The organism is Solirhodobacter olei, from assembly GCF_004010155.1.
Lineage (GTDB): Bacteria > Pseudomonadota > Alphaproteobacteria > Rhodobacterales > Rhodobacteraceae > Solirhodobacter > Solirhodobacter olei.
The window spans coordinates 1-22,123 of the sequence record NZ_RRYH01000009.1; the positions used below are offsets into that span (position 1 = coordinate 1).

The 22,123-nt window shown below is 68.0% G+C and carries 25 protein-coding genes and 2 tRNA genes; 9 read left to right on the forward strand and 18 right to left on the reverse strand.

The features are described 5' to 3' along the window. Nucleotides 1-316 precede the first annotated feature (316 nt). Nucleotides 317-997: an anti-sigma factor gene (locus EIP85_RS07915; protein WP_164871671.1), complete on the reverse strand. Its 681-nt coding sequence runs from the start codon at nt 995-997 to the stop codon at nt 317-319. After that, nucleotides 994-1,542 (reverse strand): sigma-70 family RNA polymerase sigma factor, encoded by a 549-nt coding sequence (locus tag EIP85_RS07920; RefSeq protein ID WP_127901642.1) that lies wholly within the window; start codon nt 1,540-1,542, stop codon nt 994-996. The genes EIP85_RS07915 and EIP85_RS07920 overlap by 4 nt, the downstream gene beginning before the upstream one ends. Nucleotides 1,543-1,989: 447 nt before the next feature. Between EIP85_RS07920 and EIP85_RS07925 the strand changes: the two genes are divergently transcribed. Both EIP85_RS07925 and EIP85_RS07930 read left to right on the forward strand, forming a co-directional pair. After that, nucleotides 1,990-3,567 (forward strand): PAS domain S-box protein, encoded by a 1,578-nt coding sequence (locus tag EIP85_RS07925; RefSeq protein ID WP_164871672.1) that lies wholly within the window; start codon nt 1,990-1,992, stop codon nt 3,565-3,567. Between the two features lie 191 nt (nt 3,568-3,758). Next, on the forward strand, nt 3,759-4,295 hold the full coding sequence (locus EIP85_RS07930; RefSeq protein WP_241559931.1) for an isochorismatase family protein: 537 nt from the start codon (nt 3,759-3,761) through the stop codon (nt 4,293-4,295). A 185-nt stretch (nt 4,296-4,480) separates the two neighbouring features. On the opposite strand, the gene EIP85_RS07935 is transcribed toward EIP85_RS07930, so the two are convergent. The 7 genes from EIP85_RS07935 to infA all read right to left on the reverse strand — a co-directional run bounded on the left by EIP85_RS07935 (nt 4,481) and on the right by infA (nt 9,240). Further along, nucleotides 4,481-5,257 carry a slipin family protein gene (locus tag EIP85_RS07935; RefSeq protein ID WP_127901644.1) on the reverse strand — a complete coding sequence of 259 codons (777 nt, stop codon included), beginning with the start codon at nt 5,255-5,257 and terminating at the stop codon, nt 4,481-4,483. Between the two features lie 43 nt (nt 5,258-5,300). Beyond that, nucleotides 5,301-6,668 (reverse strand): NfeD family protein, encoded by a 1,368-nt coding sequence (locus EIP85_RS07940; RefSeq protein WP_127901645.1) that lies wholly within the window; start codon nt 6,666-6,668, stop codon nt 5,301-5,303. Nucleotides 6,669-7,032: 364 nt separating this feature from the next. Then, nucleotides 7,033-7,107, reverse strand: a tRNA-Phe gene (locus EIP85_RS07945). A 102-nt stretch (nt 7,108-7,209) separates the two neighbouring features. Next, nucleotides 7,210-7,395, reverse strand: a complete 186-nt coding sequence (locus EIP85_RS07950; protein ID WP_127901646.1) for a DNA gyrase inhibitor YacG — start codon at nt 7,393-7,395, stop codon at nt 7,210-7,212. Beyond that, nucleotides 7,392-8,450 carry a ribonuclease E/G gene (locus tag EIP85_RS07955; RefSeq protein ID WP_127901647.1) on the reverse strand — a complete coding sequence of 353 codons (1,059 nt, stop codon included), beginning with the start codon at nt 8,448-8,450 and terminating at the stop codon, nt 7,392-7,394. Before EIP85_RS07955 ends, EIP85_RS07950 begins: the two co-directional genes overlap by 4 nt. Beyond that, nucleotides 8,447-9,025, reverse strand: coding sequence for a Maf family protein (locus EIP85_RS07960; RefSeq protein WP_127901648.1), 579 nt, complete (start codon nt 9,023-9,025; stop codon nt 8,447-8,449). The genes EIP85_RS07955 and EIP85_RS07960 overlap by 4 nt, the downstream gene beginning before the upstream one ends. Further along, on the reverse strand, nt 9,022-9,240 hold the full coding sequence (gene infA / locus EIP85_RS07965) for a translation initiation factor IF-1 (protein WP_127901649.1): 219 nt from the start codon (nt 9,238-9,240) through the stop codon (nt 9,022-9,024). The genes EIP85_RS07960 and infA overlap by 4 nt, the downstream gene beginning before the upstream one ends. Before the next feature lie 166 nt (nt 9,241-9,406). Between infA and EIP85_RS07970 the strand changes: the two genes are divergently transcribed. Genes EIP85_RS07970 through EIP85_RS07980 form a run of 3 tightly spaced genes read left to right on the forward strand, consistent with a single transcriptional unit; the run spans nt 9,407 to nt 10,892 of the window. Next, entirely contained in the window at nt 9,407-9,772 is a 366-nt protein-coding gene (locus tag EIP85_RS07970) for an ArsR/SmtB family transcription factor (RefSeq protein ID WP_127901650.1), read from the forward strand. Then, entirely contained in the window at nt 9,769-10,242 is a 474-nt protein-coding gene (locus EIP85_RS07975) for an SRPBCC family protein (RefSeq protein WP_127901651.1), read from the forward strand. Before EIP85_RS07970 ends, EIP85_RS07975 begins: the two co-directional genes overlap by 4 nt. Beyond that, a complete protein-coding gene (locus EIP85_RS07980) occupies nt 10,239-10,892 on the forward strand; it encodes a glutathione S-transferase family protein (protein ID WP_127901652.1) in 654 nt (217 codons plus the stop codon). The genes EIP85_RS07975 and EIP85_RS07980 overlap by 4 nt, the downstream gene beginning before the upstream one ends. An 8-nt stretch (nt 10,893-10,900) precedes the next feature. On the opposite strand, the gene EIP85_RS07985 is transcribed toward EIP85_RS07980, so the two are convergent. From EIP85_RS07985 to EIP85_RS22755, 9 genes are all read right to left on the reverse strand, one after another. Then, nucleotides 10,901-11,299 (reverse strand): arsenate-mycothiol transferase ArsC, encoded by a 399-nt coding sequence (locus EIP85_RS07985; RefSeq protein WP_422067209.1) that lies wholly within the window; start codon nt 11,297-11,299, stop codon nt 10,901-10,903. A gap of 62 nt (nt 11,300-11,361) precedes the next feature. Further along, complete coding sequence (locus EIP85_RS07990; protein ID WP_127901654.1) at nt 11,362-11,841, reverse strand: UPF0262 family protein; 480 nt, start codon at nt 11,839-11,841, stop codon at nt 11,362-11,364. A 219-nt stretch (nt 11,842-12,060) separates the two neighbouring features. Continuing rightward, complete coding sequence (hisD, locus tag EIP85_RS07995) at nt 12,061-13,368, reverse strand: histidinol dehydrogenase (protein WP_127901655.1); 1,308 nt, start codon at nt 13,366-13,368, stop codon at nt 12,061-12,063. A 110-nt stretch (nt 13,369-13,478) separates the two neighbouring features. Next, nucleotides 13,479-14,045 carry a TadE/TadG family type IV pilus assembly protein gene (locus EIP85_RS08000; protein ID WP_127901656.1) on the reverse strand — a complete coding sequence of 189 codons (567 nt, stop codon included), beginning with the start codon at nt 14,043-14,045 and terminating at the stop codon, nt 13,479-13,481. Between the two features lie 3 nt (nt 14,046-14,048). Further along, nucleotides 14,049-14,618 carry a TadE/TadG family type IV pilus assembly protein gene (locus EIP85_RS08005; protein ID WP_127901657.1) on the reverse strand — a complete coding sequence of 190 codons (570 nt, stop codon included), beginning with the start codon at nt 14,616-14,618 and terminating at the stop codon, nt 14,049-14,051. Next, a complete protein-coding gene (locus EIP85_RS08010; protein WP_164871673.1) occupies nt 14,615-16,345 on the reverse strand; it encodes a pilus assembly protein TadG-related protein in 1,731 nt (576 codons plus the stop codon). The genes EIP85_RS08005 and EIP85_RS08010 overlap by 4 nt, the downstream gene beginning before the upstream one ends. Before the next feature lie 275 nt (nt 16,346-16,620). Beyond that, a complete protein-coding gene (locus EIP85_RS08015; protein WP_127901659.1) occupies nt 16,621-17,097 on the reverse strand; it encodes a DUF2948 family protein in 477 nt (158 codons plus the stop codon). Continuing rightward, a complete protein-coding gene (gene murA, locus EIP85_RS08020) occupies nt 17,094-18,362 on the reverse strand; it encodes a UDP-N-acetylglucosamine 1-carboxyvinyltransferase (protein WP_127901660.1) in 1,269 nt (422 codons plus the stop codon). Before murA ends, EIP85_RS08015 begins: the two co-directional genes overlap by 4 nt. Before the next feature lie 10 nt (nt 18,363-18,372). Beyond that, entirely contained in the window at nt 18,373-18,537 is a 165-nt protein-coding gene (locus EIP85_RS22755; protein WP_164871674.1) for a hypothetical protein, read from the reverse strand. 86 nt (nt 18,538-18,623) lie between these two features. Between EIP85_RS22755 and EIP85_RS08025 the strand changes: the two genes are divergently transcribed. From EIP85_RS08025 to EIP85_RS08040, 4 genes are all read left to right on the forward strand, one after another. Further along, nucleotides 18,624-18,698 (forward strand) — tRNA-Thr (locus EIP85_RS08025). A gap of 498 nt (nt 18,699-19,196) precedes the next feature. Then, on the forward strand, nt 19,197-20,285 hold the full coding sequence (locus EIP85_RS08030) for a sugar ABC transporter substrate-binding protein (protein WP_127901661.1): 1,089 nt from the start codon (nt 19,197-19,199) through the stop codon (nt 20,283-20,285). Nucleotides 20,286-20,294: 9 nt separating this feature from the next. Continuing rightward, entirely contained in the window at nt 20,295-21,335 is a 1,041-nt protein-coding gene (locus tag EIP85_RS08035; protein WP_127901662.1) for an ABC transporter permease, read from the forward strand. Then, entirely contained in the window at nt 21,335-22,120 is a 786-nt protein-coding gene (locus tag EIP85_RS08040; protein ID WP_127901663.1) for an ATP-binding cassette domain-containing protein, read from the forward strand. Before EIP85_RS08035 ends, EIP85_RS08040 begins: the two co-directional genes overlap by 1 nt. Nucleotides 22,121-22,123: the final 3 nt, after the last annotated feature.

Consider the following 22,123-nt stretch of genomic DNA (forward strand, 5'->3'; position numbering starts at 1 on the left):
AACGAGGGTGGTGTGATCCTTGGAGTTCACCGCGTTCTGGATGATGTTCTTGTTGGCATACATCGGCGCGCCGCCGACCATCGGGTTGGCCTGCGCGGCCACGGTGCTGATGGCCAGAGCGGTAGCAGCGGCAAGGCCGCGGAAAGTCATGGTCATGTCTGGTCCTCCTGAGGAAGCGGACCGGATTATCCCGATCCATGCCCGGAGTTACGGAGGGCCGCGGCGCGAAGTTTCGGATGGCCAGAACACGAAGGCGTGAACGGGAGGCGTGACGGCCGGTGCGGCGTGGCGGATGCAGCGCGGCGCCCGGGCGCGTTCAGGCCCGCGTCAGGACGCCTGCCCCGAGAACCTGCGTGGGCTTTCCGTTCGGCGAGCCGCCCGCGGGTTCGAGGCTGACGGCCAGGGTGTCGCCCGCGACCAGCTTCGGCAGCGTCACCCGCAGGCGCGGCGCGCTGACCAGCGCGACCGGGCTGGGGGCCTTCCCCGGCAGGATGACCCAAAGCTGGTAATCCTTCGCAGCCCCCGGGCCCTGCCCCTTGGTGCGCGTGATCGTCGCGACATGGGTCCCGGCATCGTAGCGCGCCTGAAAGATCAGCGCGCCATTCGCTGTGGCGATCTCTGCCGTCAGCATGGGCGGCTTGCCCGGACGGGCCAGGAAAACCCCGACCACCGCCGCCGCCGCGCCTGCGCCGAGCCCGCCGAGCAGCCAGCGCCGCCCCACGCTGCGGCCCCAGCCGCGCCGCGCGGCCGGCTCCGCCCGCCCGAACAGCCGCGCCTCGATCTGCGGCAGAAGGTTCGGCGCGGGTACCTCGGGGTAATCGGCGTCGAGCGGGGAAAGATGGGCGGTCCAGGCCGCGACCCGCGCGGCGAAGGCGGGATCGTCCCGCAACCGGGCCTCGGCCGCCAGCCTCTCGGGCAGCGACAGCACGCCCAGCACGTATTCCGCGGCCAGCAGGTCGTCGCCCTCGTCGGGGATGGGGGGGTGCGGCGTGCTCATGCTTCCAGACACTCCTTCAGCCGAAGAAGCCCCCTGCGCAGCCATGTGCGGACAGTGTTGAGCGGGATCGCGTGCCGGGTGGCGAGCTCGGCATAGCTCAACCCGTCGAGATAGGCGCCGCGCACCGCCTCGGCGCGGGCTGGTTCGAGCGTGTCGAAGCAGTCCGATATCCGCCGCGCCTCGCCGCGCGCGATCGTGCGCGCCTCGGCCCCCGGCGCGGGGTCGGGCATCTGGGCGAAGGGATCGCCGGTGTCGTCGGGCAGGACCTCGTCGGTGCGGGCGCGCAGACGATCGATGCAGTGGTTGCGCGCGATCGCGATCAACCATGTCATCGCCCTGCCCCGGTCCGCATCGAACCGGCCGGCATTAATCCAGACGCGTGTGAACACTTCCTGTAGGGCCTCCTCGGCCTCTGCGCGATTGTCCAAGATACGGAGGCAGACACCGAAAAGTTTCGCGGAGGCGGCCGAATAAAGCGCGTCGAACGCTGCGCGATCCCTTTCGGCGACGTCGTTCAGATAAGCGGCGAGCGGATCGTCCTGCATGCGCGGCACGCTACTGCGTCGTCCGCCGTCGCCAAGAGGCCTAACTGCCCGCAGGCCGACAAAGCGGCCACGGCTGTAGCATCGAAACCACAGGCAGGCAGCCCGAACATGCCAGGGCGGCCTGGATCGCGGCAGAAGGGGCAAGGCCCGTGCCCAGGTCAGCTCGCGCTGCGCGGACGGCAAGCTGGAACCCGCGATGACCCGACGGCACGCCCCAGGCGCAGGTCACCCCCAGAGCGCCCGTCAAAGGCAGGGCGCGGACCGTTTACCCCCCGCTCGAATGGAATGGTCATACTTTTTGCGCAATTCGGTATGACATTGCCTGCGCTGGACCGTGATTGTCCCAGCATCAGAAACGACGCGACGCATATTTCGGTTTCGTCTTGCGGTCCGGGCGGGCCGGCACAGTCAGATCGAAGCATGCGAAGTTGCAGAGGGGCTAAGGCAGTGCAGTTGTTGGAGCTGAGAGGTCTCAGTCACGCCGAGACCATTGTGGTTCTTTGCGCCGCATTTGCCTGCATCGGATGCCTCCTGACCCTGCTGGCCCAGATCGTCTGGCAAAGCCTCGTCAAATCCCGGGGTGTCAAAACGGATGCGGCCGGGACGACCGATGACCTGCTGGTTCTCTGGTCCGCGATGAACAGCCATGCGATGGTCAATATCTCCGATGCGGACGGAAAGCTCGTCTATGTCAACGAAGCCTTCACCGCCACGACCGGCTACGCGGAAGAGGAACTTCTAGGCCGCCGGTTGGGGGACTTCCTGTTGGCCCCGGGCTCGGCCGGCGCGTCCGAGATCAGGCGGCATCTCTCGGCTGACCAGAAATGGTCAAGCGAAACGAAGCTGATCCGCAAGGACGGCTCGCCGCTCTGGACCAGCACGACGATCGTCCCGATGACCGATGCGTCCGGCAGGGTGGTTCGCACGGTATCGCTCAGGACCGATATCACGGCGCATAAGGAACGGCAGGCGGAGCGGGAGAGCCGCAACCTGCTCGGCCGCCTCAGCGACGAGGTCTATGTCTTCTCCATCAGCGACCTGCGGCTGGAATATCTGAACAACCGGGCGCGCCGGTTTCTCGGCTGGTCCGAAGAGGACGTGGTGGGAAAGACTCTGGCGGACACGGCAATCGACTTCGTGGAGGCCAGATTTCGCGAGCGCGCCGCCCCCCTTCTTTCGGGGCAGGAGGAGGCGCTGACCTACGAGTCCTTCCATCACGGGCGCCCGATCGAGGTGAACCTTCAGGTGGTCGAGCGGCTCGACGGCAAGAGGCGCTTCGTCGCCGTCGTCCGCGACATCACGCGCCGCAAGAAGATCGAAGCGGAGCAAAAGGCCTTCTTCGCGAATGTCAGCCATGAACTGCGCACGCCGCTCACCTCGGTGCTGGGCGCGTTGAAACTTGGTATGGCCGGAACGCTCGGCCCGCTGCCGAACAAGGCGCATGGCGTGTTCGGCATCGCGCTGCGCAATGTCGAACGGCTCGTGGCGATGATCAACGACCTGCTGGATCTGGAAAAGATTGCGTCCGGGCGCCTGGACATGCAGCTGGAGTCCACCGACCTGTCGGACATCGTCAGGGAAGCGGTCGCCGCCAATGCCAGCTATGCCGCCGAACTCGGTGTGACGCTGAACAGCATCGGAACCGGGAAACCCCATGTCGTGAGGGCAAATCAGGATCGGATGATCCAGGTCCTGAACAATCTCCTGTCGAATGCCTCCAAGTTTTCGGACGTCGGCCAGGTCGTCGACGTCGAGCTTCGCGACATGTCGCAGACGGTGCAGATCCTCGTGCGGGACCGCGGGAGGGGCATCCCGGAAGACATGCAGGGTCTGGTGTTCGAGCGCTTTGCGCAAGCATACCCGGCAGAGGACGGCCGGCCCAAGGGGACCGGCCTGGGCCTGAGCATTGCCAAGGCCATCGTCGAGGATCATGGCGGCACCATCCAGCTGACCAGCGCCGAGGGGGTCGGGACCACTTTCTGCATTGAACTTCCGCTGCAGCGAGAGGCCCGGGACGCGGCCTGAAGGGACCACCGACCCCGGCATCCTTGTTTATTTCAGGATACCAGCAAAGCGGGGTCACCCGGTCTGCGGCGGGCCTCGTAAGGCGGGTTGCAGCACGTCGGGCGCGGCATGGAATTGCGGCCGCGCGCAGACGTTGCCGGCGCGCTGCCGAAAGTGCTAGCTCACCCCACAGAAGCGCAGGAGGCTTGATCGTGAAGGCGTTGGTCATCATCGACATTCAGATGGAGATGCAGCATCGCATCGAGGCCGGCCGGGACTGTGTGAACCCGGATGCTCCACGGCGGATCGCCGCCCTCGCCGATGCGTTCCGCGAAAGGGGCCTGCCGGTTGTTCACATCAGGCATCGTGACGACGATCCGGCCTCGCCCCTCAATGCGGGCGCGCCGGGGTTTCCCCCGATGTCCTGCGCCGAGGCCGCCGACGGCGAGCCTGTCTTCGTGAAGCGGACGTCTTCCGGCTTTGCCTCGACCGGGCTTGCGGCGCATTTGCAGGGCGCTGGCATTACCGATCTTGTCGTAACGGGGGCGGTCGCCGGGTTTTGCGTCAACAGCACGGTTCGGAACGGGGCCGATCTGGGCTTCAACATGACCGTCGTCCGTGATGCGGTGATCGGCTTTGATCTGCCTGCAGCGGGGCAGTCGGCACAGGTGATATTCGACGTCACGATGGCTCACCTGGAAGCGGATTTCGCGCGGGTGGTCGACGCCTCGGCTGTCCTGCCGGCCTAGCCGCCGGCAGCAGACCCGTCACAGTGATCGCAGATGTCCGCCCACGAAAGGCGAACGCCCGGCCGTCAGCCGGTTTGCGCAACCCGGCCCCTTTCAGTGGATGCACCGGGCCCGCATCGGCCCGGACCGAGCTCAAATCGAAGCCCCGGCAATGGGAGCCGGTCACCGTGATGGCGTGAAGGGCGCTACTTGGACGGTGCGCCCGTCTGGCCGGATCGTGCGGCCAGCGCCTCGATCAGATCGGTCGGGAGAGGCAGGACGATGGTGTTGGTGCGGTCGCTCGCAATGTCGTGCAGCGCGCCAAGATAGCGCAGCTGCATCGAGGCTGGCGCTTCGCCCATGATCTGGGCCGCCTCCACCAGTTTCTGCGCGGCCTGCTGTTCGCCCTCGGCGTTGATGATCTTCGCGCGCCGCACGCGCTCGGCCTCGGCCTGTTTGGCGATGGCGCGGATCATGCCTTCGGAGATGTCGACCTGCTTGATCTCGACATTGGTCACCTTGATGCCCCAGGCCTCTGTCTGGGTATCGAGGATCTCCTGGATGTCGGCGTTCAGCTTGTCGCGTTCGGACAGCATCTCGTCCAGAGAGTGCTTGCCGAGGACCGACCGCAGCGTGGTCTGCGCAAGCTGGCTGGTGGCGGCCATGTAGTCCTCGACCTGAATCACCGCCTTGTCGGGATCGACGACGCGGAAATAGAGGACCGCGTTCACCTTCACGGAGACGTTGTCGCGCGAGATGACATCCTGGCTCGGCACGTCCAGAACCAGCGTGCGCAGGTCAACCCGCACCATCTGCTGGACGTAGGGCAGCATCAGGATCAGGCCCGGTCCCTTGACGCCGGTGTAGCGGCCCAGCGTGAACATCACCCCGCGTTCGTATTCCCGGAGAACGCGGATGGCGGAGGCCAGCACCAGAATGGCGAGAAGGGCAATGACGAGGTAGATCGTCATGGTGATCGGCATGGTTGAACTCCTGACTTATGAGGCCGGCACAGGCCGGGCGTTTTCATTCTGGTACCACGTCAAGCGTCAGTCCCTGGCGTCCCGCAATCCGCACCGGCTGGCCCGCGACAAGGCCCGCGGGCCCCCTGGCCGACCAGCGTTCGCCCAGAACCTCGACCTCGCCTGTCGCGTCGGACCAGTCGATGACGCGCGCCGTGGCGCCCAGGAGCCGCGTATCGCCCGAGGTCTTCGGCTTCCTGCGGGCGCGGATCAGCATGGCAAGCACGATAAGGAACAGTCCGGCGGCAAAAAGCGTGGCACCGATGGCGACGAACAGGGAAAGCCGGTAGCCCGGCGTGTCGAACGCCATCAGCGCGCCCAGCAGGAAGGCCCCTGCCCCGCCAAGCCCCAGCGCCCCGAACGAGGGCACGAAGGCCTCTGCCGCCATCAGGCCAAGGCCGAGGACCGTCAGCGCAAGGCCCGCAAGATCGACGGGGATGATGCTGAGGGCGTAGAGCGCCACAAGCAGGCTGATCGCGCCAATGACGCCGGGGGCGATGAGGCCGGGATGGCTGAACTCGAACACCAGGCCGTAGACCCCGAGCAACAGAAGGATCAGCACGATGTTCGGATCGGTCAGCGCGGAGAGCAGGCGAATGCGGAAGCCGGGCGCGATATGCACCAGCTCCGCCCCGGCGAGGTGCAGCGTCACAGGCCCGCTGGCAAGGGTGACGGTCCGGCCGTCCGCGGCGCGCAGAAGCGCGGGCAGGTTCGGCGCGACAAGATCGATCACCCCCTCTTTCAGCGCCTGATCGTAGGGCAGGCTCGCGGCCTCGCGGACCGCCTTCTCGGCCCAGTCGGCATTGCGGTTGTGCAGCTTTGCGAGGCCACGGATATAGGCGACGGCGTCATTCGTCACCTTCGTCGCCTCGGCATCAGGGGGCTGCGACCCGGCTGCGGCCCCCCCGTCCCCGGAGGCGGCCTTCCCCGGCAGCTTGGTGCCGCCGAACAGGCTCACCGGCGTGGCCGCGCCAAGGTTGGTGCCGGGCGCCATCGCGGCCAGCTGACAGGCATAAAGGATATAGGTCCCGGCACTGGCCGCCCTTGCCCCGCTGGGCGACACATAACCGATGACCGGAACCGGCGACGCCAGGATCGCCTGGATGATCTGCCGCATCGCGGTATCAAGCCCGCCCGGCGTGTCGATCTGCAACACGACGGCATCCGCCCGCCCCGCCGCCGCCTGCTTGAAACCGTCGACGACATACCCCGCGCTCACCGGTCCCACGGCGCTGTCCAGCGACAGGACATAGACCTTGGGGCGCTGTTGCGCAGATGCCGGTACCACGAGAAATGCGAGAATGAGGACGCCCAGCCCGAGGCTGCATGCCCTGCGAAGCTTCCAGACGACAGTGAGCAAGGCACGTTTCATCCCATATCTCGCTGTCCGTTGCCGACACCCTCTAATGTAGGATGGCCTGCGCGGAAGGATAGCCGCATTCCGCCCCACGGTCGCAGACGGAACCGATGCCGGTCAACGGGTCAGGGGGTCTGCGCCAGGGTGTGCGATTTTCATCGGGCCGTCATCGGCTGTGAACAGGCATCGAAGTGTGTCCCCTCCCGACGCCTGCCTTTGGCCCGAGCGCAAAAGGAAGTTTCCGTCAGGGCCAAGGGGGCATTGGTCGACAGAGGCGCTTCTGTTCGGGATCGCAAACGACGCTGTGCTGTCCTGACAGAACCCACCGAGGGAAAACTTGGCAGCAGCAGAACCAATCATCTGATCTAGCTTGGAAAAGTGGTGCCCGGGGGCGGAATCGAACCACCGACACGAGGATTTTCAATCCACTGCTCTACCCCTGAGCTACCCGGGCACGGGGGAACGCATCGGCGTTCCGGGTTGCGGTGTATTAGGGGAGCAGCGGGGGGCTGTCCAGAGGGATCGAACGAAAAATCCAACGCCGCGTGCGGCGCCGTCAATGCGGGCGCGGCGGCGGGTCTTCGGGGCGCTGCTCGCCGATCTCGTCGTCTTCCTCCAGCGCCGTGCCGGGGATGACGTAATCGCCCTTCAGCCAGCGGCCGAGGTCGATATCCGCGCAGCGGCGCGAGCAGAAGGGGCGGTATTTCTCGTCCGCCGGCCTTCCGCAGATCGGGCAGCTCATGCCGCGCCCCCCTCGCCAAGGCTCGCCGCCAGCGGCAGGCGATCGCGCTTGCGCTGCATCTCGTAATTTCCCAGCGGCGTCCAGCCGGCCAGCGCCGTCTCCGCCCCGTCATGGCGGAAGGCGGCCTTGAGAACCTGGTCCAGCGTCGCCCGGTCGCGCTTGGGCATCGGCGCGAAATCGATCACGATCTGGCCGCCGAGGCCGCGCAGGCGCAGCTGGCGGGGCAGCGCGCGGGCGGCCGCGATATTGGCCTTCAGGCTCGCCGCGGGCGAGGTGTCGGCGCCAGTGTTGATGTCGACCGCGATCAGGGCGCGGGTCGGCTCGATGAACATCTTCGCGCCGCCCGGCAGCGGCACGGCGGGGGAAAGGAGCGCGTCGACCATCTCCTCCACCCCGTGATCGGCGAAGGCGGTGGGGCTGTCGTCGACCTCGTCGGGCGCGGGCTCGGCCCAGTCGCGCCAGGCCGAAAGCGCCGCGTCGGGTGCGTCGAGCAGCAGTTCGGGCGGGCCGTCGAGATCGGCCATCACGGCCTCTGCCAGCGCGCGGGTCTCGGCCAGGTCGGCCGCGATCTCCTCCGCCTCGGCAGAGGCGCAGGCGGAGCGCAGGATCAGGCCCAGCTCCTCATCGGCGCCCTCCATGCCCTCCTGGGCCAAGGCGGCGAGATGGGCGCGGGCGTCCTCGTCCCGGATGCCACGGGCGATGTTCAGGCCGGGCGCGCCCGGGGTGAGGATGCAGTAGCGCGAGCGAAAGAGGAGCCGGGTCGTGACCGGCAGCGCCTTGCCCGGCTCGGCCGGGCCCGTGACCTGGACGAGCAGCGGCTTGCCCGCCGCCACGCCCTTGGCCTGACGCAGAAAACCCCTGCCCTGCGGCAGTTTCACGAAGACGCCGCCGAGGCCCTTCACCGGCCGGTCCGCGACGGCGCGGAAGATCGCGCCCGCGGCGGTGGCGGCATCCTCTGGCGGATCGAGCAGCAGGTCCTCCAGCTGTCCGTCGACGATCAACGCCGCGGCACCGCGGCCGGCGATCTGGCCCAGAGCGACGGTGCGGCCCTTCATGCGCCCGCTCCGTGCACGAGGAGGCCCGCGGCCGTCAGCAGCGCCGCGGTTTCGGCCACAGGCAGGCCCACGACCCCGGTGAAGGAGCCGGAGATCCAGGGGATGAAGGCCCCTGCCCGGCCCTGGATGCCGTAGCCGCCCGCCTTGCCCTGCCATTCGCCGCTGGCGAGATACCCGTTCAGTTCCGCGTCCGAGAGCCGCTTCATCTTCACCGCCGTCACCACCTCGCGCTGCCAGAGCCGCTCGCCGCGCTTCACGGCGACGGCGGTGATCACCTGATGCCGCCGCCCGCCGAGCGCGACGAGGAATTCCGCTGCCTCGCCCGCGTCGCGCGGCTTGCCGAGGATGCGGCGGCCGAGGGCGACGGTGGTATCGGCGCAGAGCACCACCTCATCGGGGCCGGCCGCGACGGCGGCCGCCTTCTCCCGCGCCATGCGCTGGCAATAGGGGCGCGGAAGCTCCCCCTTGGCGGGGTCTTCGTCGATGTCGGGATGGACGATCTCGTCCGGCACCAGCCCAAGCTGCGCCAGAAGCTCCCGCCGCCGCGGGGAGGCGGAGCCGAGGATGAATTTCACCTGAAGCGGTAGTTGATGCGCCCCTTCGACAGGTCGTAGGGGGTCATTTCCACCTGCACCTTGTCGCCGGCGAGAACGCGGATGCGGTTCTTGCGCATCTTCCCTGCCATCGTCGCGATCAGTTCATGGCCGTTGTCCAGCTCGACCCTGAATGTCGCATTCGGCAGGAGTTCCTTCACGACGCCGGGGAATTCGAGCAGTTCTTCCTTGGCCATGGTCACTCCGTAGCAAGCTCCGCGTGGGCGCGGGCGCGCTCTAAATGCTCCCGAAACGGGCATTTATCAAGGGCAAAGTCGTGCCGCGGCGGTGCGGCGCAGGGCGCATGGCAGGAACACTGAAGGGATTGCTTGAGTATTCCCCGCCCGGATGATAGTAAAGCATATGCTTGACCGTAGCGATTCCCTCGACAAGGCCTTCCACGCGCTGGCGGATCCGACCCGCCGGGCGATGGTGGACCGGCTGGCCCGCGGCCCCGCCTCGGTCAGCGCGCTGGCGGAGCCGTTCGAGGCGACGCTGGCGGCAATCGTGCAGCATGTGCAGGTGCTGGAACGCGCCGGGCTGATCGAGACCGAGAAGCGCGGCCGCACCCGGACCTGCCGGATCGCGGGCAGCGGGTTCGAGCAGGTCGAGGCCTGGCTCACCGCCCGGCGTCAGCTGTGGGAAAGGCGCTTCGACGCGCTCGGCGCCCTGCTTGCGGCGCCGGAGGAAGGGCCGGAGGCATCCGGCGATAGCGGAGAAAACCCATGACCGCGCCGATCTGCCACGGAACCTTCACCCTGACCCGCGACTGGGCCGCCCCGGCGGAGCGGGTCTTCCGCGCCTGGACCGACCCGGCGCTGAAGGCGCGCTGGTTCACCGGCCCGCCCGGCTGGCAGGAGGAGCGGCGCGAGATGGACGTGCGCCCCGGCGGCGAGGAGCGGACGGAGGGCCTGATCGCCGCGACGGGCCTGCGGACCCGGTTCCACGCCCGCTACCACCTTGTCGAGCCCGACGCGCGGCTGGTCTTCGCCTATGACCTGCACCTGTCGGACCTCTTCCATTCGATCACCCTGGCGAGCCTGACCCTCACCTCCCGGGCGGGCGGCACGCGGGCGGCCTATACCGAGCAGATTGTCTTCCTCGACGGCAGTGACGGCACCGCGCTGCGGGTGGAAGGCACCGAGGAGCATTTCAGCGCCATCGAAAGGGCACTCGGGTTAACGGAGAGTGCACCATGATTTCGCTGATCGCCCATCCCTTCTCGTCCTACAGCCAGAAGGCGCTGATCGCGCTTTACGAGCGGGGGACAGCCTTCGAGTATCGCTCGCTCGACGACGATGGCGCGACCTATGGCGCGCTGAGGGAACTCTGGCCGCTGGCGAAGTTCCCGGTGCTGGTGGAGGGCGAGCGGCGGGTCTTCGAGGCGACCGCGATCATCGAATATCTCGAGGCGGCCCACCCCGGACCCGCGCGGCTGATCCCGGAGGATCCGGGGACGGCGGTCGAGGTGCGGATGATGGACCGCGTGTTCGACAATTACGTCATGACCCCGGTGCAGTGGATGGTGAACGACAGCCTGCGCGCGCCGGACGTGCGCGCGCCGCAGACCGTGGTCGAGGGCCGCCGGCTGCTCGACCGGATCTACGTCTGGCTCGACGGGGTCATGGCCGGCCGGACCTGGGCCGCGGGCGAGGTCTTCGGGATGGCGGATTGCGCGGCGGCGCCGTCGCTCTTCTACGCCGACTGGACGCATGAGATCCCGGCGGAGCACGAGCATCTGAGGGCCTACCGTGCCCGACTGCTGGCGCGGCCCTCGGTGGCGCGGGCGGTGGAGGAAGCGCGGCCCTACCGGCATCTCTTCCCCCTCGGCGCGCCGGACCGCGACTGAAGCGGCGCTCAGCCCGGCTGGGTCGGCGGGCCGAAGCGGGCGACCATCCGGTCGCGGATCTGGTCGCGGGACTGGCGGTAGGCGGCGAGCTTCGCCTCCCGCGACTCGCCCAGGCCGGTCGGGTCGAGGATCGGCCAGTATTCCACCTCGAGGTGATAATAGCGCGTCAGCTCAAGGGCTTGCCTCTGGCTGGCGGGCGAAAGCGCGACCACCAGATCGAAGCCGGAAAGGTCGTCGCCCCATTCCCGCATCTCCTCGAAGCTGCGGGCGCGGTGGCGGGCAAGCTCCACCCCGATCTCCTGGCAGACGGCGACGGCGAACCCGTCCACCTCCAGGTCGTTCTTCACCCCCGCGGACTGGACGTAGAGCGCATGGCCGTAGAATTTCTTCATCAGCCCCTCGGCCATCGGCGAGCGCACGGCGTTGTGGTCGCAGCAGAACAGGACCGATGTCGGCAGCTTGCCCAAGCTCATCCCCAATGGAGCACGCAGATCAGCGTGAAGAGCCGCCGGGCGGTGGCGCGGTCGACCACAGCCTTGTCCTCCAGCCGTTCGATCAGGACCCGGGCGCCCTCGTCATGGATGCCGCGGCGGGCCATGTCGATCGCCTCGATCTGGCTTGGCGGCAGGCGTTTCACGGCCTCGAAATAGCTTTCGCAGATCTGGAAATAGTCCTTCACCACCTGCCGGAACGGGCCAAGGGAAAGGTGGAAGGCGCGGAGCGGCTCTCCTGTTTCCGAGGCGATGTCGACCACCAGCCGGCCGTCGCGGATGGCGAGGTTCAGCCGGTAGGGCCCGGGCGGCGCGGGCTGGCCGTCGCGGGGCGGCAGCGCGAAGGAATTCTCCTCCAGCAGGTCGAAGACGGCCACCCGCCGCTCCTGCTCGATCTCGGGCGTCGGCGGGGCGAGGCCGGTGTCGTCGATCTCGATGGCGCAGATGCGGTCGGTCATGGCGGGCCCCTGGTCAAGCCCCCGTGATGCCCGAGGAGAGGCGGCGGCGCAAGCCGGACGTGGCGGACGGATGCGCCGGCGGGGCGCTCTTCCCCGTAGGGTACGCATTCATCGCGCACCCGCCGAGGCCAAGCTATGCGCCGTTCCGCCCGGTGCGCGCCGAAGGCGCAGGGCGAGCGCCAGCCCGCGGGCAGGCGCTCGCCCTGCTCAAGCCGCGCCTCAGCCCGCGCCGTTCAGCTTGTCGAGCCGGGCACGGACGGAAAGGCCGTGGGCCTCCAGGCTTTCGGAGATCGCCAGCCGCTCCGCCGCCGGGCCAATGGCGGCCAGCGCCGCGGGCGTCATCCGCGCCAGCGTGGTGCGCTTGAGGAAATCCATCACCGAAAGGCCGGAGGAGAACCGGGCCGAGCGCGCGGTGGGCAGGACGTGGTTCGGCCCGCCGACATAGTCGCCGATCGCCTCCGGCGTCCATTGCCCGAGGAAGATCGCGCCGGCATGGGTGATCGCCTGCGACAGCGCCTCCGGATCGGCGACGCAAAGCTCCAGGTGCTCCGGCGCGACGCGGTTCGACAGCGCCGCCGCCTCGGCGAGGTCGCGGGTCACGATCACCGCGCCGTAGTCGCGCCAGGACGCCCCTGCGATGGCGCGCCGCTCCAGCCCTTCAAGCCGCTTCTCCACCGCCGCCGCGACGGCGCGTGCGAAGCCCGCATCGGGGGTGACGAGGATGGACTGGGCGCTTTCGTCATGCTCGGCCTGGCTGAGCAGGTCGAGCGCGACCCAGTCGGGGTCGTTGTCGGCGTCCGCGATCACCAGGATCTCGGACGGCCCCGCGATCATGTCGATGCCGACACGCCCGAAGACGCGGCGCTTGGCGGCGGCCACATAGGCGTTGCCCGGGCCGGTGATCTTGTCGACCGGCTCGATCGTCTCGGTGCCATAGGCCATGGCGGCGATCGCCTGCGCGCCGCCGATGCGATAGACCCGCTCCACCCCGGCGAGGCGGGCCGCGAGCAGCACCAGCGGGTTGGCCTGCCCGCCGGGCGTCGGCGCGCAGATCACCAGCCGCTCCACCCCCGCCACCTTGGCCGGGATCGCGTTCATCAGCACCGAGGACGGGTAGGACGCGAGCCCCCCCGGCACGTAAAGGCCCGCGGCCGAGACCGGCGTCCAGCGCCAGCCGAGGCTCGCACCCTCGGGATCGGTCCAGCGCTGGTCCTCCGGCAGCTGGCGGACGTGATAGGCGCGGATGCGCTCGGCGGCGAGTTCCAGCGCATCACGCTCGGCGGCGGGGACCTTGGCGCATTCCGCCTCGATCTCCTCGGCCGAGAAGGCCAGCGTCTCGGGGGTCAGCGCGAGCCGGTCGAACCGCTCCGTCAGTGCGATCACCGCCGCGTCGCCGCGGGCCCGCACGTCGGCGATGATGGCGGCCACGGCCTCGTCCACGTCGGGCGCATCCTCGCGCTTCGTGGAGAGCAGCGCCTTGAAATCGGCCTCGAAGCCGGCATCGGCGGTGGACAGGAAGACAGGCATCGGCGGCACTCCTTGGACGCGCCCCAGATAGCGCGCCGGCCTGCCCCCCGCAACCGGCGGCGGATGGCGCCGCCGCGGGGCGGCCGGGACTGGCCGGGTGGTCGCCGGTTTCAGCTTGAGGAGAAGGCCACCTGCGGCGCGATCCGCGGACGGGTCAGGACGAGCTGGTAAAGATCGCGCGGCGTCAGACCCATGTTGAACTTCGGCACGTAATGCATCTGTGTCTCGACCTGGATCAGCGTGTCCCCCCCGCTCATCACCGGCAGGCTCTTCACCGTGGACTGCAGCATCGCGGTGGTCAGCGCCGGCTGGTTGTTGGTGCCGTAGGACCAGACCACCGAATATTCCTTGGAGACGGAGGAATAGGTGATGCAGGTCACCCGCACCCAGGTCTGCGCCGCCGCCGTGGGCGAGGTCTGCCCGTTCAGGTAGTCGTAGAGCGAGGCCATGCCCTGGATATAGGAGGGCGTCACCGTCTGCGTCTGGCGCGAGATCATGTCGGCCAGCGTGTAGGTGGCGGCTTCGTTGATGAAGATCTTATTGAAGACGTCGAAATAGACGAAGGTGGCAAGGTTGGCCCAGAGCAGGATCGGCAGCACGATCAGCGCCTCGAGCGAGACGGAGCCGCTGCGATCCCGGGCGAAGCTGCGCAAGGCTTTGGGGAAGACCGCTTTCATGGCTCAATCCGGTTCGTTCACGAAGGCCGAGGTGGCGACGATGTCGTAGCCGCCCTTGCTGTCCTTCGGCAGGGCGAGACCGACGCCCACCCAGGGGAACATCGGCTGAATGATGGCGCAGGCGCGGATGATCATCATGTCGTTGCCCGACCCCTGGTTCACCGTCGTCACCGGCTGGACCTTGGCGTCGCGGTTGACGCAGGTGGCTGCGGGGGCAAGCGGCGTCCAGCCCGAGGTGGAGACGTCCTGCAGCTCGACCATCACCACGTTGTTGCAATCGGCTATGAAGCCCGACGCGCGGCTGCAGATCGACTGCGCGATCTTGGCGCTGGTCGGGTCCGTCATCTGGCCCAGCCGCAGCTCGCGCGTGGTGATGTTGAGCGCGCGCTCCAGCATCGACATGCGCAGCGCGTAGGTCGCCGTCTCGATGGCCATGAAGAAGCTCAGCATGATGATCGGGAAGACCACCACGAATTCCACCGAAGCGGTGCCCGCCTCCGCCCGCCGGAACGCCCGCAGGGGGCGGCCGAGGGAACAGCGCAGGGCGCGGGCGACCCGCCGCGGGCCGATCACAGCGTCAGCCTCAGCTGATTGATGTTGGTCGCGATGGCCGAGAAGGCATCCGCGATGTTCGGGCTGGAGGTGACGTTGAAGTAGTAGCTCGGCGCGGTGGCGCAGTCGGTCAGCACCGAGGCGCCATGCGAGGTGGTCATGAACCCGATCGAGTAGACGATGATGCCCTTGGCCTTCGCCGCGGCGCAGATGTTGTGCAGGTTCGCATCCATCTGCTCCTCGGTCTGCTGGGTCTCGATCGCGTTCAGCCAGGCGTTCATCGAGCTGTCCCAGTAGCTCATCGTCGTGTCGGCGTTGGAATAGGCATAGGTCGAGTAGCCATAGGCCCTGGCGACGATGGCATCGAGGAAGGTCTGCACCGGGAAGACGTTCCAGACCTGCGGCCAGGTCCAGTTCGTGGCGCCGTTCGGATAGCCCGCGTCAGCGGGATAGGCGCATTTCGTCGTGGTCCGGCCGTGCTTCGTGGTGGTGGTGCAGCCCGACGCCGGGTTGTTGCCGTAAGGCTCGGCCAGCCATGCGTTCTCGTAGGAGGACCAGTAGGGCGTCGCGCCCATGTTCGCGTCATAGAGCGAGTAGGAATTGGTGGAGGCGTTGTACCACAGCAGCGAATTGCCGGTGATGTAGGGCGCGTTGATCGTCGGGCGCGCGGTGTTCTCGCCGTCGGTCATCACCACCATCACCTTGGCGGTGTCATGGTCGCTGTAGGCGGCCGGGCGGCCTGTGGCGGCGGAGGTGGTGTAGCCGCTGGAGATCAGGTTCGACACGACCGGCTGCATCGAGGGGTCGAGCGCGACGGCGCCCCATTTCACCCCGAGGTCGATCGAGGTGTTGTCGGTCGCCTGCATCGCGTTGATGGCAGTGTCGAGCGTGTTCTGGTCGGTCTGGAAGAACAGGTCGCGCCGGTAGCTGACGGTATCCGTCGGGCAGGTGTGGTAATATTCGGACGAGCCGTTCGCGTTCGGCAGGTAGGAGCTCCCGTCCCAGGGGTCGAACTGGCTGGTGCGGTTCAGCGTGCCGGAGGGCAGCGTCGTCGACAGGAAATCGGCGGTCGTGAAATCGATGCAGCTCGCCGTGGTCTGCTGGCTCGTGGCGTTGAGCTGGGCCATCATCGCCGGCCCGATGTTCGACTGCGCCGAATAGCCGATCAGCGAGATCGTCAGCTTGCCCGGATCTACCGTGCTGAACATCTGGTTGACGAACTGCTGCGCGGCGATGCGCAGGTTCTGGATCTTGCTGTTCTGCGCCATGGAGCCGGAGTTATCGAGCACCAGCGAGATCTCGACCGAGCCGATCGTCTCCTGCGCGGTGGCGGCGGCCGGCGTCTTCAGCGCGGGGAACCCCAGCATCCGCATGAACAGCGTGGGCACGTCTACATTGGCGGCGGCGGTGACGATGCTCGAGGTCTGGGTCTTGTCGGCGGTGATCGTGCCGAGCGAGCTGGAAAGCCCCGCGATCTGGAAATAGTCGCTCACCACCGAGCTGGGCGAGAGCGACTGGTTGAGGTTGGCAGCCGCCAGCACCGAGGTGTCGAGCGTGTCCTGCACCCGGAGGCGGCGGGCCTCGAAGTTCATCACGTCGACGGCGAGGCCGCCGACGATCAGCATGATGACGAACATCATCAGGCCGAAGACGACCAGCGAGCCGCTTTCATCGGTGGAGAATTTACGGACTTTGGCGCCCAGGGCATCGGCCCTGCACGGGATCTGCGCATCTTGGCAATGCAGCATGATATGACACTCGGGCCGGGGGACGGCCATACCATATGTGACTGCCGATCACAGGTTTCGGGTGGCTTCCCCTGACCCTACGGCAGCTATGGTTATGCGCCTGCACTCGGGGCGGAACTGGGGACGAATTATGCCGGAATGATGGCAGGCCCGAAGACGGCGAATTTGGCGTCGCGCGTGATGTTTCCGCCACCACGCCGTCCGCAGGCATTCCTGGCCGCGGCGCGCGGCCGCCGTCCGTCGGGCACGGATGGCTCCGCGTGCAGGAAGGGCCGCTATTCCGGGTGGCCGGGCGCCCGGTGGGAAGGCGCGGCATAGGGACGGGTCACGTCCTTCAACGTGACCTCCAGCGCCTCGACGTCGAGCGCCACCGCCCCGTCGCCGGCCAGCGTCAGCGTCACTCGGCCCGCGCCGTCATCGCCCGGCGCGAAGCCGATATCGAGGAGCGAGAGCACGATGTCCTTGTCCGTCCGGTCGATGCCCTGGCTTTGCACCTTCAGCACGCCGTCGACGACCAGAAGCGCGCGCACCCGTTCATAGGGCCGCCCGGCCTTCTCGGCTGCGGCCTTGTCCTCCCAGCGGAAGCGGTTGAGAAGCAGCGCGAAGCGGCGTCGGCCGGGCTGCCAGCTCATCTCGGTGATCGGGAAGACCGCGTCCTGGGTCAGCGACGCGATGATCTTCAGATCCTCGTCCGTCTCCGCCGCGAGGTAGAGCGGGCCTTCGCCAGCATCCTCGAATCGCGCGTCGCTCATCCGCCGCTGATCCTTTCGATGAGGGCGCCGCAGGCGCCGAGTTTTTCTTCCACACGCTCGTAGCCGCGGTCAAGATGGTAGACGCGGCTGACGACGGTCTCGCCCTCGGCCGCCAGCGCCGCGAGGATCAGCGAGACCGAGGCGCGCAGGTCGGTCGCCATCACCCGCGCGCCGCGCAGCTTCTCCACCCCGTGGACGGTGGCGTGGCCGCCGTGGACCTCGATATTAGCGCCCATCCGGGTCAGTTCGGGCGCATGCATGAAGCGGTTCTCGAAGATCCGCTCCTCCAGCACCGAGCTGCCCTCGGCGGTGCAGAGAAGCGCCATCATCTGCGCCTGAAGATCGGTCGGAAAGCCCGGGAAGGGTTCGGTCTTCACGTCGACGGCGCCGACGCGGCCGTTCTTGCGCGCGACCTTCAGCCCGCGCTCGGTCTCCTCGACCGAGATGCCGGCGGCGTCGAGCTTCTCGCAGAAGGCGCCGACCAGCTCGATCCGGCCGCCGAGGCATTCGACCTGGCCGCCACAGATCGCCGGCGCCAGCATGTAGGTGCCAAGCTCGATCCGGTCGGTGACGACCGGATGCGTGGTGCCGCCCAGCCGGTCCACCCCCTCGATGGTGATGGTGGCGGAGCCCTCGCCCTCGATCCGCGCACCCATGGCGCGCAGGCAGCGGGCGAGGTCGACGATCTCCGGCTCGCGCGCGGCGTTGCGGATCTCGGTGGTGCCCTTGGCGAGCGTCGCCGCCATCAGCGCGTTCTCGGTCGCGCCGACCGAGACCATCGGGAAGTCGATCACCGCGCCCTTCAGCCCGCCCTGGGCCTTGGCATGGACATAGCCGTCGCGCAGTTCCAGATCGGCGCCCAGCGCCTCCATTGCCTTCAGGTGCAGGTCCACCGGCCGCGCGCCAATGGCGCAGCCGCCGGGCAGCGAGACCGAGGCCTCCCCCGCCCGCGCCAGAAGCGGCCCGAGGACGAGGAACGAGGCGCGCATCTTGCGGACGATGTCGTAATCCGCAGTGTGGCTGGTGAGGTCATGCGAGGACATCGCCAGCACCTTGCCCTCCTGCAGGCTGGTCACCTCGGCGCCGAGGGACTGCAGCAGCAGCGCCATCGTGCGGATGTCGGAGAGGCGCGGCGCATTTGTCAGCGTCAGCGGTTCGTCCGAGAGCAGCGTCGCCGGCATCAGCGCCAGACAGGCGTTCTTCGCACCTGCGATGTGGATACTGCCGTTCAGCGGCCCATTGCCGCGCACCAGAATGGAATCCATGCCTTTGCCCTCAATCCTCGGTCTCGCCGGTCTTCTTGTCGGCCTCACCCGCCTGTCGCAGCCGTGCCTGTGCCTTGCGCCGGGCGATATTGGCCTTCAATGCGGCCTTCAGCCGGTCTTCGCGGCTGTCAGGCCCGCCCGGTCGTTGTGGCGGCGACGAATTCTTGCGGTCCATGGCCCTTCCTATCCGAAGGGCCCGACCGGGTCCATAATGCGCTTGCGTCCCGCCGCCGTTCCGTCTAATCAGCCGCTCGCAACGGCGCTGCAGTAGCTCAGTGGTAGAGCACTCCCTTGGTAAGGGAGAGGTCGAGAGTTCAATCCTCTCTTGCAGCACCATCTTTTCCCCGCCTGATCCTGCGCCCGACAGCCCCGGTTTCGCCCCTCCGGCGGCTCTCCTGGCTTGGCTTCGCTGCCTGCATCCGCCCCGCGGCGGTGGGCCCGCGATTCGGCGTGGGCAGCCCCGAAAGTGCCGCCGTCCGCCCCGCCGGCGGTGCGGTGGCGGCGCGGCGGGCGCGCGGTGGGGCGGGCGGCGCTCTCCTTCACATTGCATCACATTCGCGCTCCTCAGCTACCGCGGGTCTATGGTCGTGGCCGATGGGTGCTAACATCGCGGCCGAGGTCGGGGCCCGGCAGGGTGCCCCGCGCGGTGGCGGCCGGGAGACAGGTCCGGCCCGCCCGCGCGGGGACCCTCCACCCGGCGGAGGAGACGGGGGAGGACATCGGACCAGAGCGCCGATCCACATCCCGCCCATCGGGGCGGGCCGGGGGCTTTCGCGCCCGGCCTGCCTGCCCCTTGGGCAAAGGACCATCCCGGTAGCAAGTGAGGAGGACACCATGAGCTTCGAACATCCCGACGAGGACAAGGACCGCGCAATCAAGGCCTCGCGCCGCGCGCTTCTGAACGGCGCGCTGGGCGCGGGCGCCCTGGCGACGCTCGCCACGCTCGGCGCCACCCCGGCGCTGGCGGCCGATGGCGGCGACGGGAACTTCCCCAAGCACAAGAAATGGAAGTTCGTCTTCGTGAACCACGTCACCACGAACCCGTTCTTCGTGCCGACGCAATACGGCATCCAGGATGCCTGCGCGCTGCTGGGCTGCACCTATCAGTGGACCGGCTCGCAGAAGTCGATCGCCTCCGAAATGGTGAACGCGATGAACACCGCGATCGCCGGGCGCGCCGACGGCATCGCCGTCTGCCTCGTCGACAGGACCGCCTTCAACGCGCCGACCGACAAGGCGCTGAAGGCCGGCATCCCGGTCTTCTCCTACAACGCCGATGCCGCCGGCAACGACCGCCTCGCCTATATCGGCCAGGACCTCTACCAGGCCGGCGTCGCGCTGGGCGAACGGATCGTCAGCCTCGTCGACAGCGGCGACGTGGTGGGCTTCATCGCCACGCCCGGCCAGCTGAACATCCAGCCGCGGCTCGACGGCGCGGTGGCGGCGATCAAGAAATCCGGCAAGAAGATCAACTTCGAGCAGATCGCGACCGGCCCGACGGTGAACGAAGAGGTGAGCCGGGTCGATTCCTACTACACCGGCCACAAGACCCTGAAAGGCATGTTCGCCGTCGATGCCGGCTCCACCATGGCGGTGGCCGAGACGATGGCGAAATACGGGCTCCACGCCAAGGGCGTCCGCGCCGGCGGCTTCGACCTGCTGCCGAAGACGCTTGACGAGATCAAGGCCGGCAACCTCGATTTCACCATCGACCAGCAGCCCTACCTGCAGGGCTTCTACACGGTGATGGAGATGGCGCTGTGGAAGATGTCGGGCGGCCTGACCGGCCCGTCGGAGATCAACACCGGCCTGAAGTTCGTGACCCAGGGCAATGTCGGGCCCTACCTGCAGACCAAGAGCCGCTACGAGGGCAATGCCCGGGCCGAGAAGCTGCTGCCCCATTCCGGGCCGATCGCGGGCTGATCGCAAGGCATGAGCCAGAGCCTCGACACACGGTCCTCCCCCGGCGCGACGCCCGGGGAGGGCCCCGACGCCACGCGCCAGGCCTCACCGGCCTGGCGCCGCCTGGCGCGACTGGCGTTGCGCCAGCGCGAGGTGAGCATCTTCCTCGCCGGGGTGCTGCTCGTCCTCTATTTCCAGTTTTCCAATTCGGCCTTTCTGTCGACCGACAACCTCGCCAACCTGGTCCAGTTCTCCGCCACCACCGCGATCATCGCCGCAGGCGAGGTCTTCGTGCTGGTCTCGGGCGAGCTCGACCTCTCGGTGGGCATGGTCTACGCGCTGACGCCCTTCGTGATGTTCTTCGCCGCAGGCGCCGGGCTGCCGGTGGGCCTTGCCGTCATCGTAGGCCTGCTGGCGGCGGGGGCCGTGGGCCTCGTCAACGGCGTGGTCACCACGGTCCTCGGGCTTCCCGCCTTCGTGACCACGCTGGGGACGCTCTTCCTCGTCAACGGGCTGACGCTGACGATCTCCGGCGGTTTCCCGGTGCAGCCGACGGCAAGCGGCACCTTCACCAGCCTCTTCGGGGCCAGCCCGCTGGCAGAGCTCGGCTGGGCCGTGCTGCTGGCGCTGGTCCTGCAGTTCGTGCTGAACAAGACGCGCTGGGGCCTGCACACGATCGGCACCGGCGGCAACCCGGTGGGGGCGGCCGAGGTCGGCATCAAGGTGCGGCTGATCAAGACCGGAAACTTCGTGCTCTGCGCCGCGCTCGGCGGCTTCGCGGGCGTGCTCGACGCCTTCCGCATCGGCTCAATCGACCCGCTCGCCGGGGGCAACGACATCATGTTTGCGGCCATGGCGGCGGCGGTGATCGGGGGGACGCTTCTGACCGGCGGCTCCGGCACGGTGATCGGTGCGCTTCTGGGCGCGGCCGTGCTGGGGATCCTGAAGGACGGCTTCACGCTGCTCGGCGTCAGCGCCTACACCTTCGACATGATCCTCGGCGCCGCGATCCTCGTGACGATGGCAATCAACGTCCGCCTGAGCATCTGGCGCGACCAGGGAGAGGGCTGATGGCCGACGCAAGCACGGGCAGGGAACTCCTGCGGGCCGAGCATATCGCCAAGAACTACGGCCAGGTGACGGCGCTGACCGACATCAACCTGCGCATCGACCGGGGCGAGGTCCTGGGCCTTCTGGGCGACAACGGCGCCGGCAAGTCGACGCTTATGAAGATCTTCACCGGCTTCGTGAAGCCAAGCTCGGGCCAGCTGCATTTCGACGGCAAGCCGGTGGAGCTGAGCTCGGTCTCCCACGCGCGGAGCCTGGGGATCGAGGCGGTCTACCAGGACCTCGCGCTGATCAACGAGCTGAACGTCTACCGCAACATGTTCCTGCAGCGCGAGCCGGTGAAGGGGCGCTTCCTCGGCATCCTCGACGACAAGAAGATGCGCGCGGCGGCGATCGAGCAGCTCGACCGGATGGGCGTGCGCATCCCCTCGGTCGACGTGCCGGTGGCCAAGCTCTCCGGCGGGCAGCGGCAGGGGATCGCGGTGGCGCGCTCGGTCTATCAGAAGGCGCGGCTTCTTCTGCTCGACGAGCCGACGGCGGCGATGGGGGCGAAGGAAAGCGCGCTGATCCTCGACGTGATCCAGCGGCTGAAGGACGAGGGCGAGATGGGGATCATCATCATCGCCCACAACTATGCCCAGATCTTCGACGTCTGCGACCGGGTGAACCTGGTCGAGGGCGGCAGGATCGTCTTCGACAAGAAGACCTCAGAGACCTCGGTGGAGGAACTGACGGACATGGTCGTCAGGGAATACCGCGAGGCCAGGCGGAGCGTCCAGGCCGGCTGACCC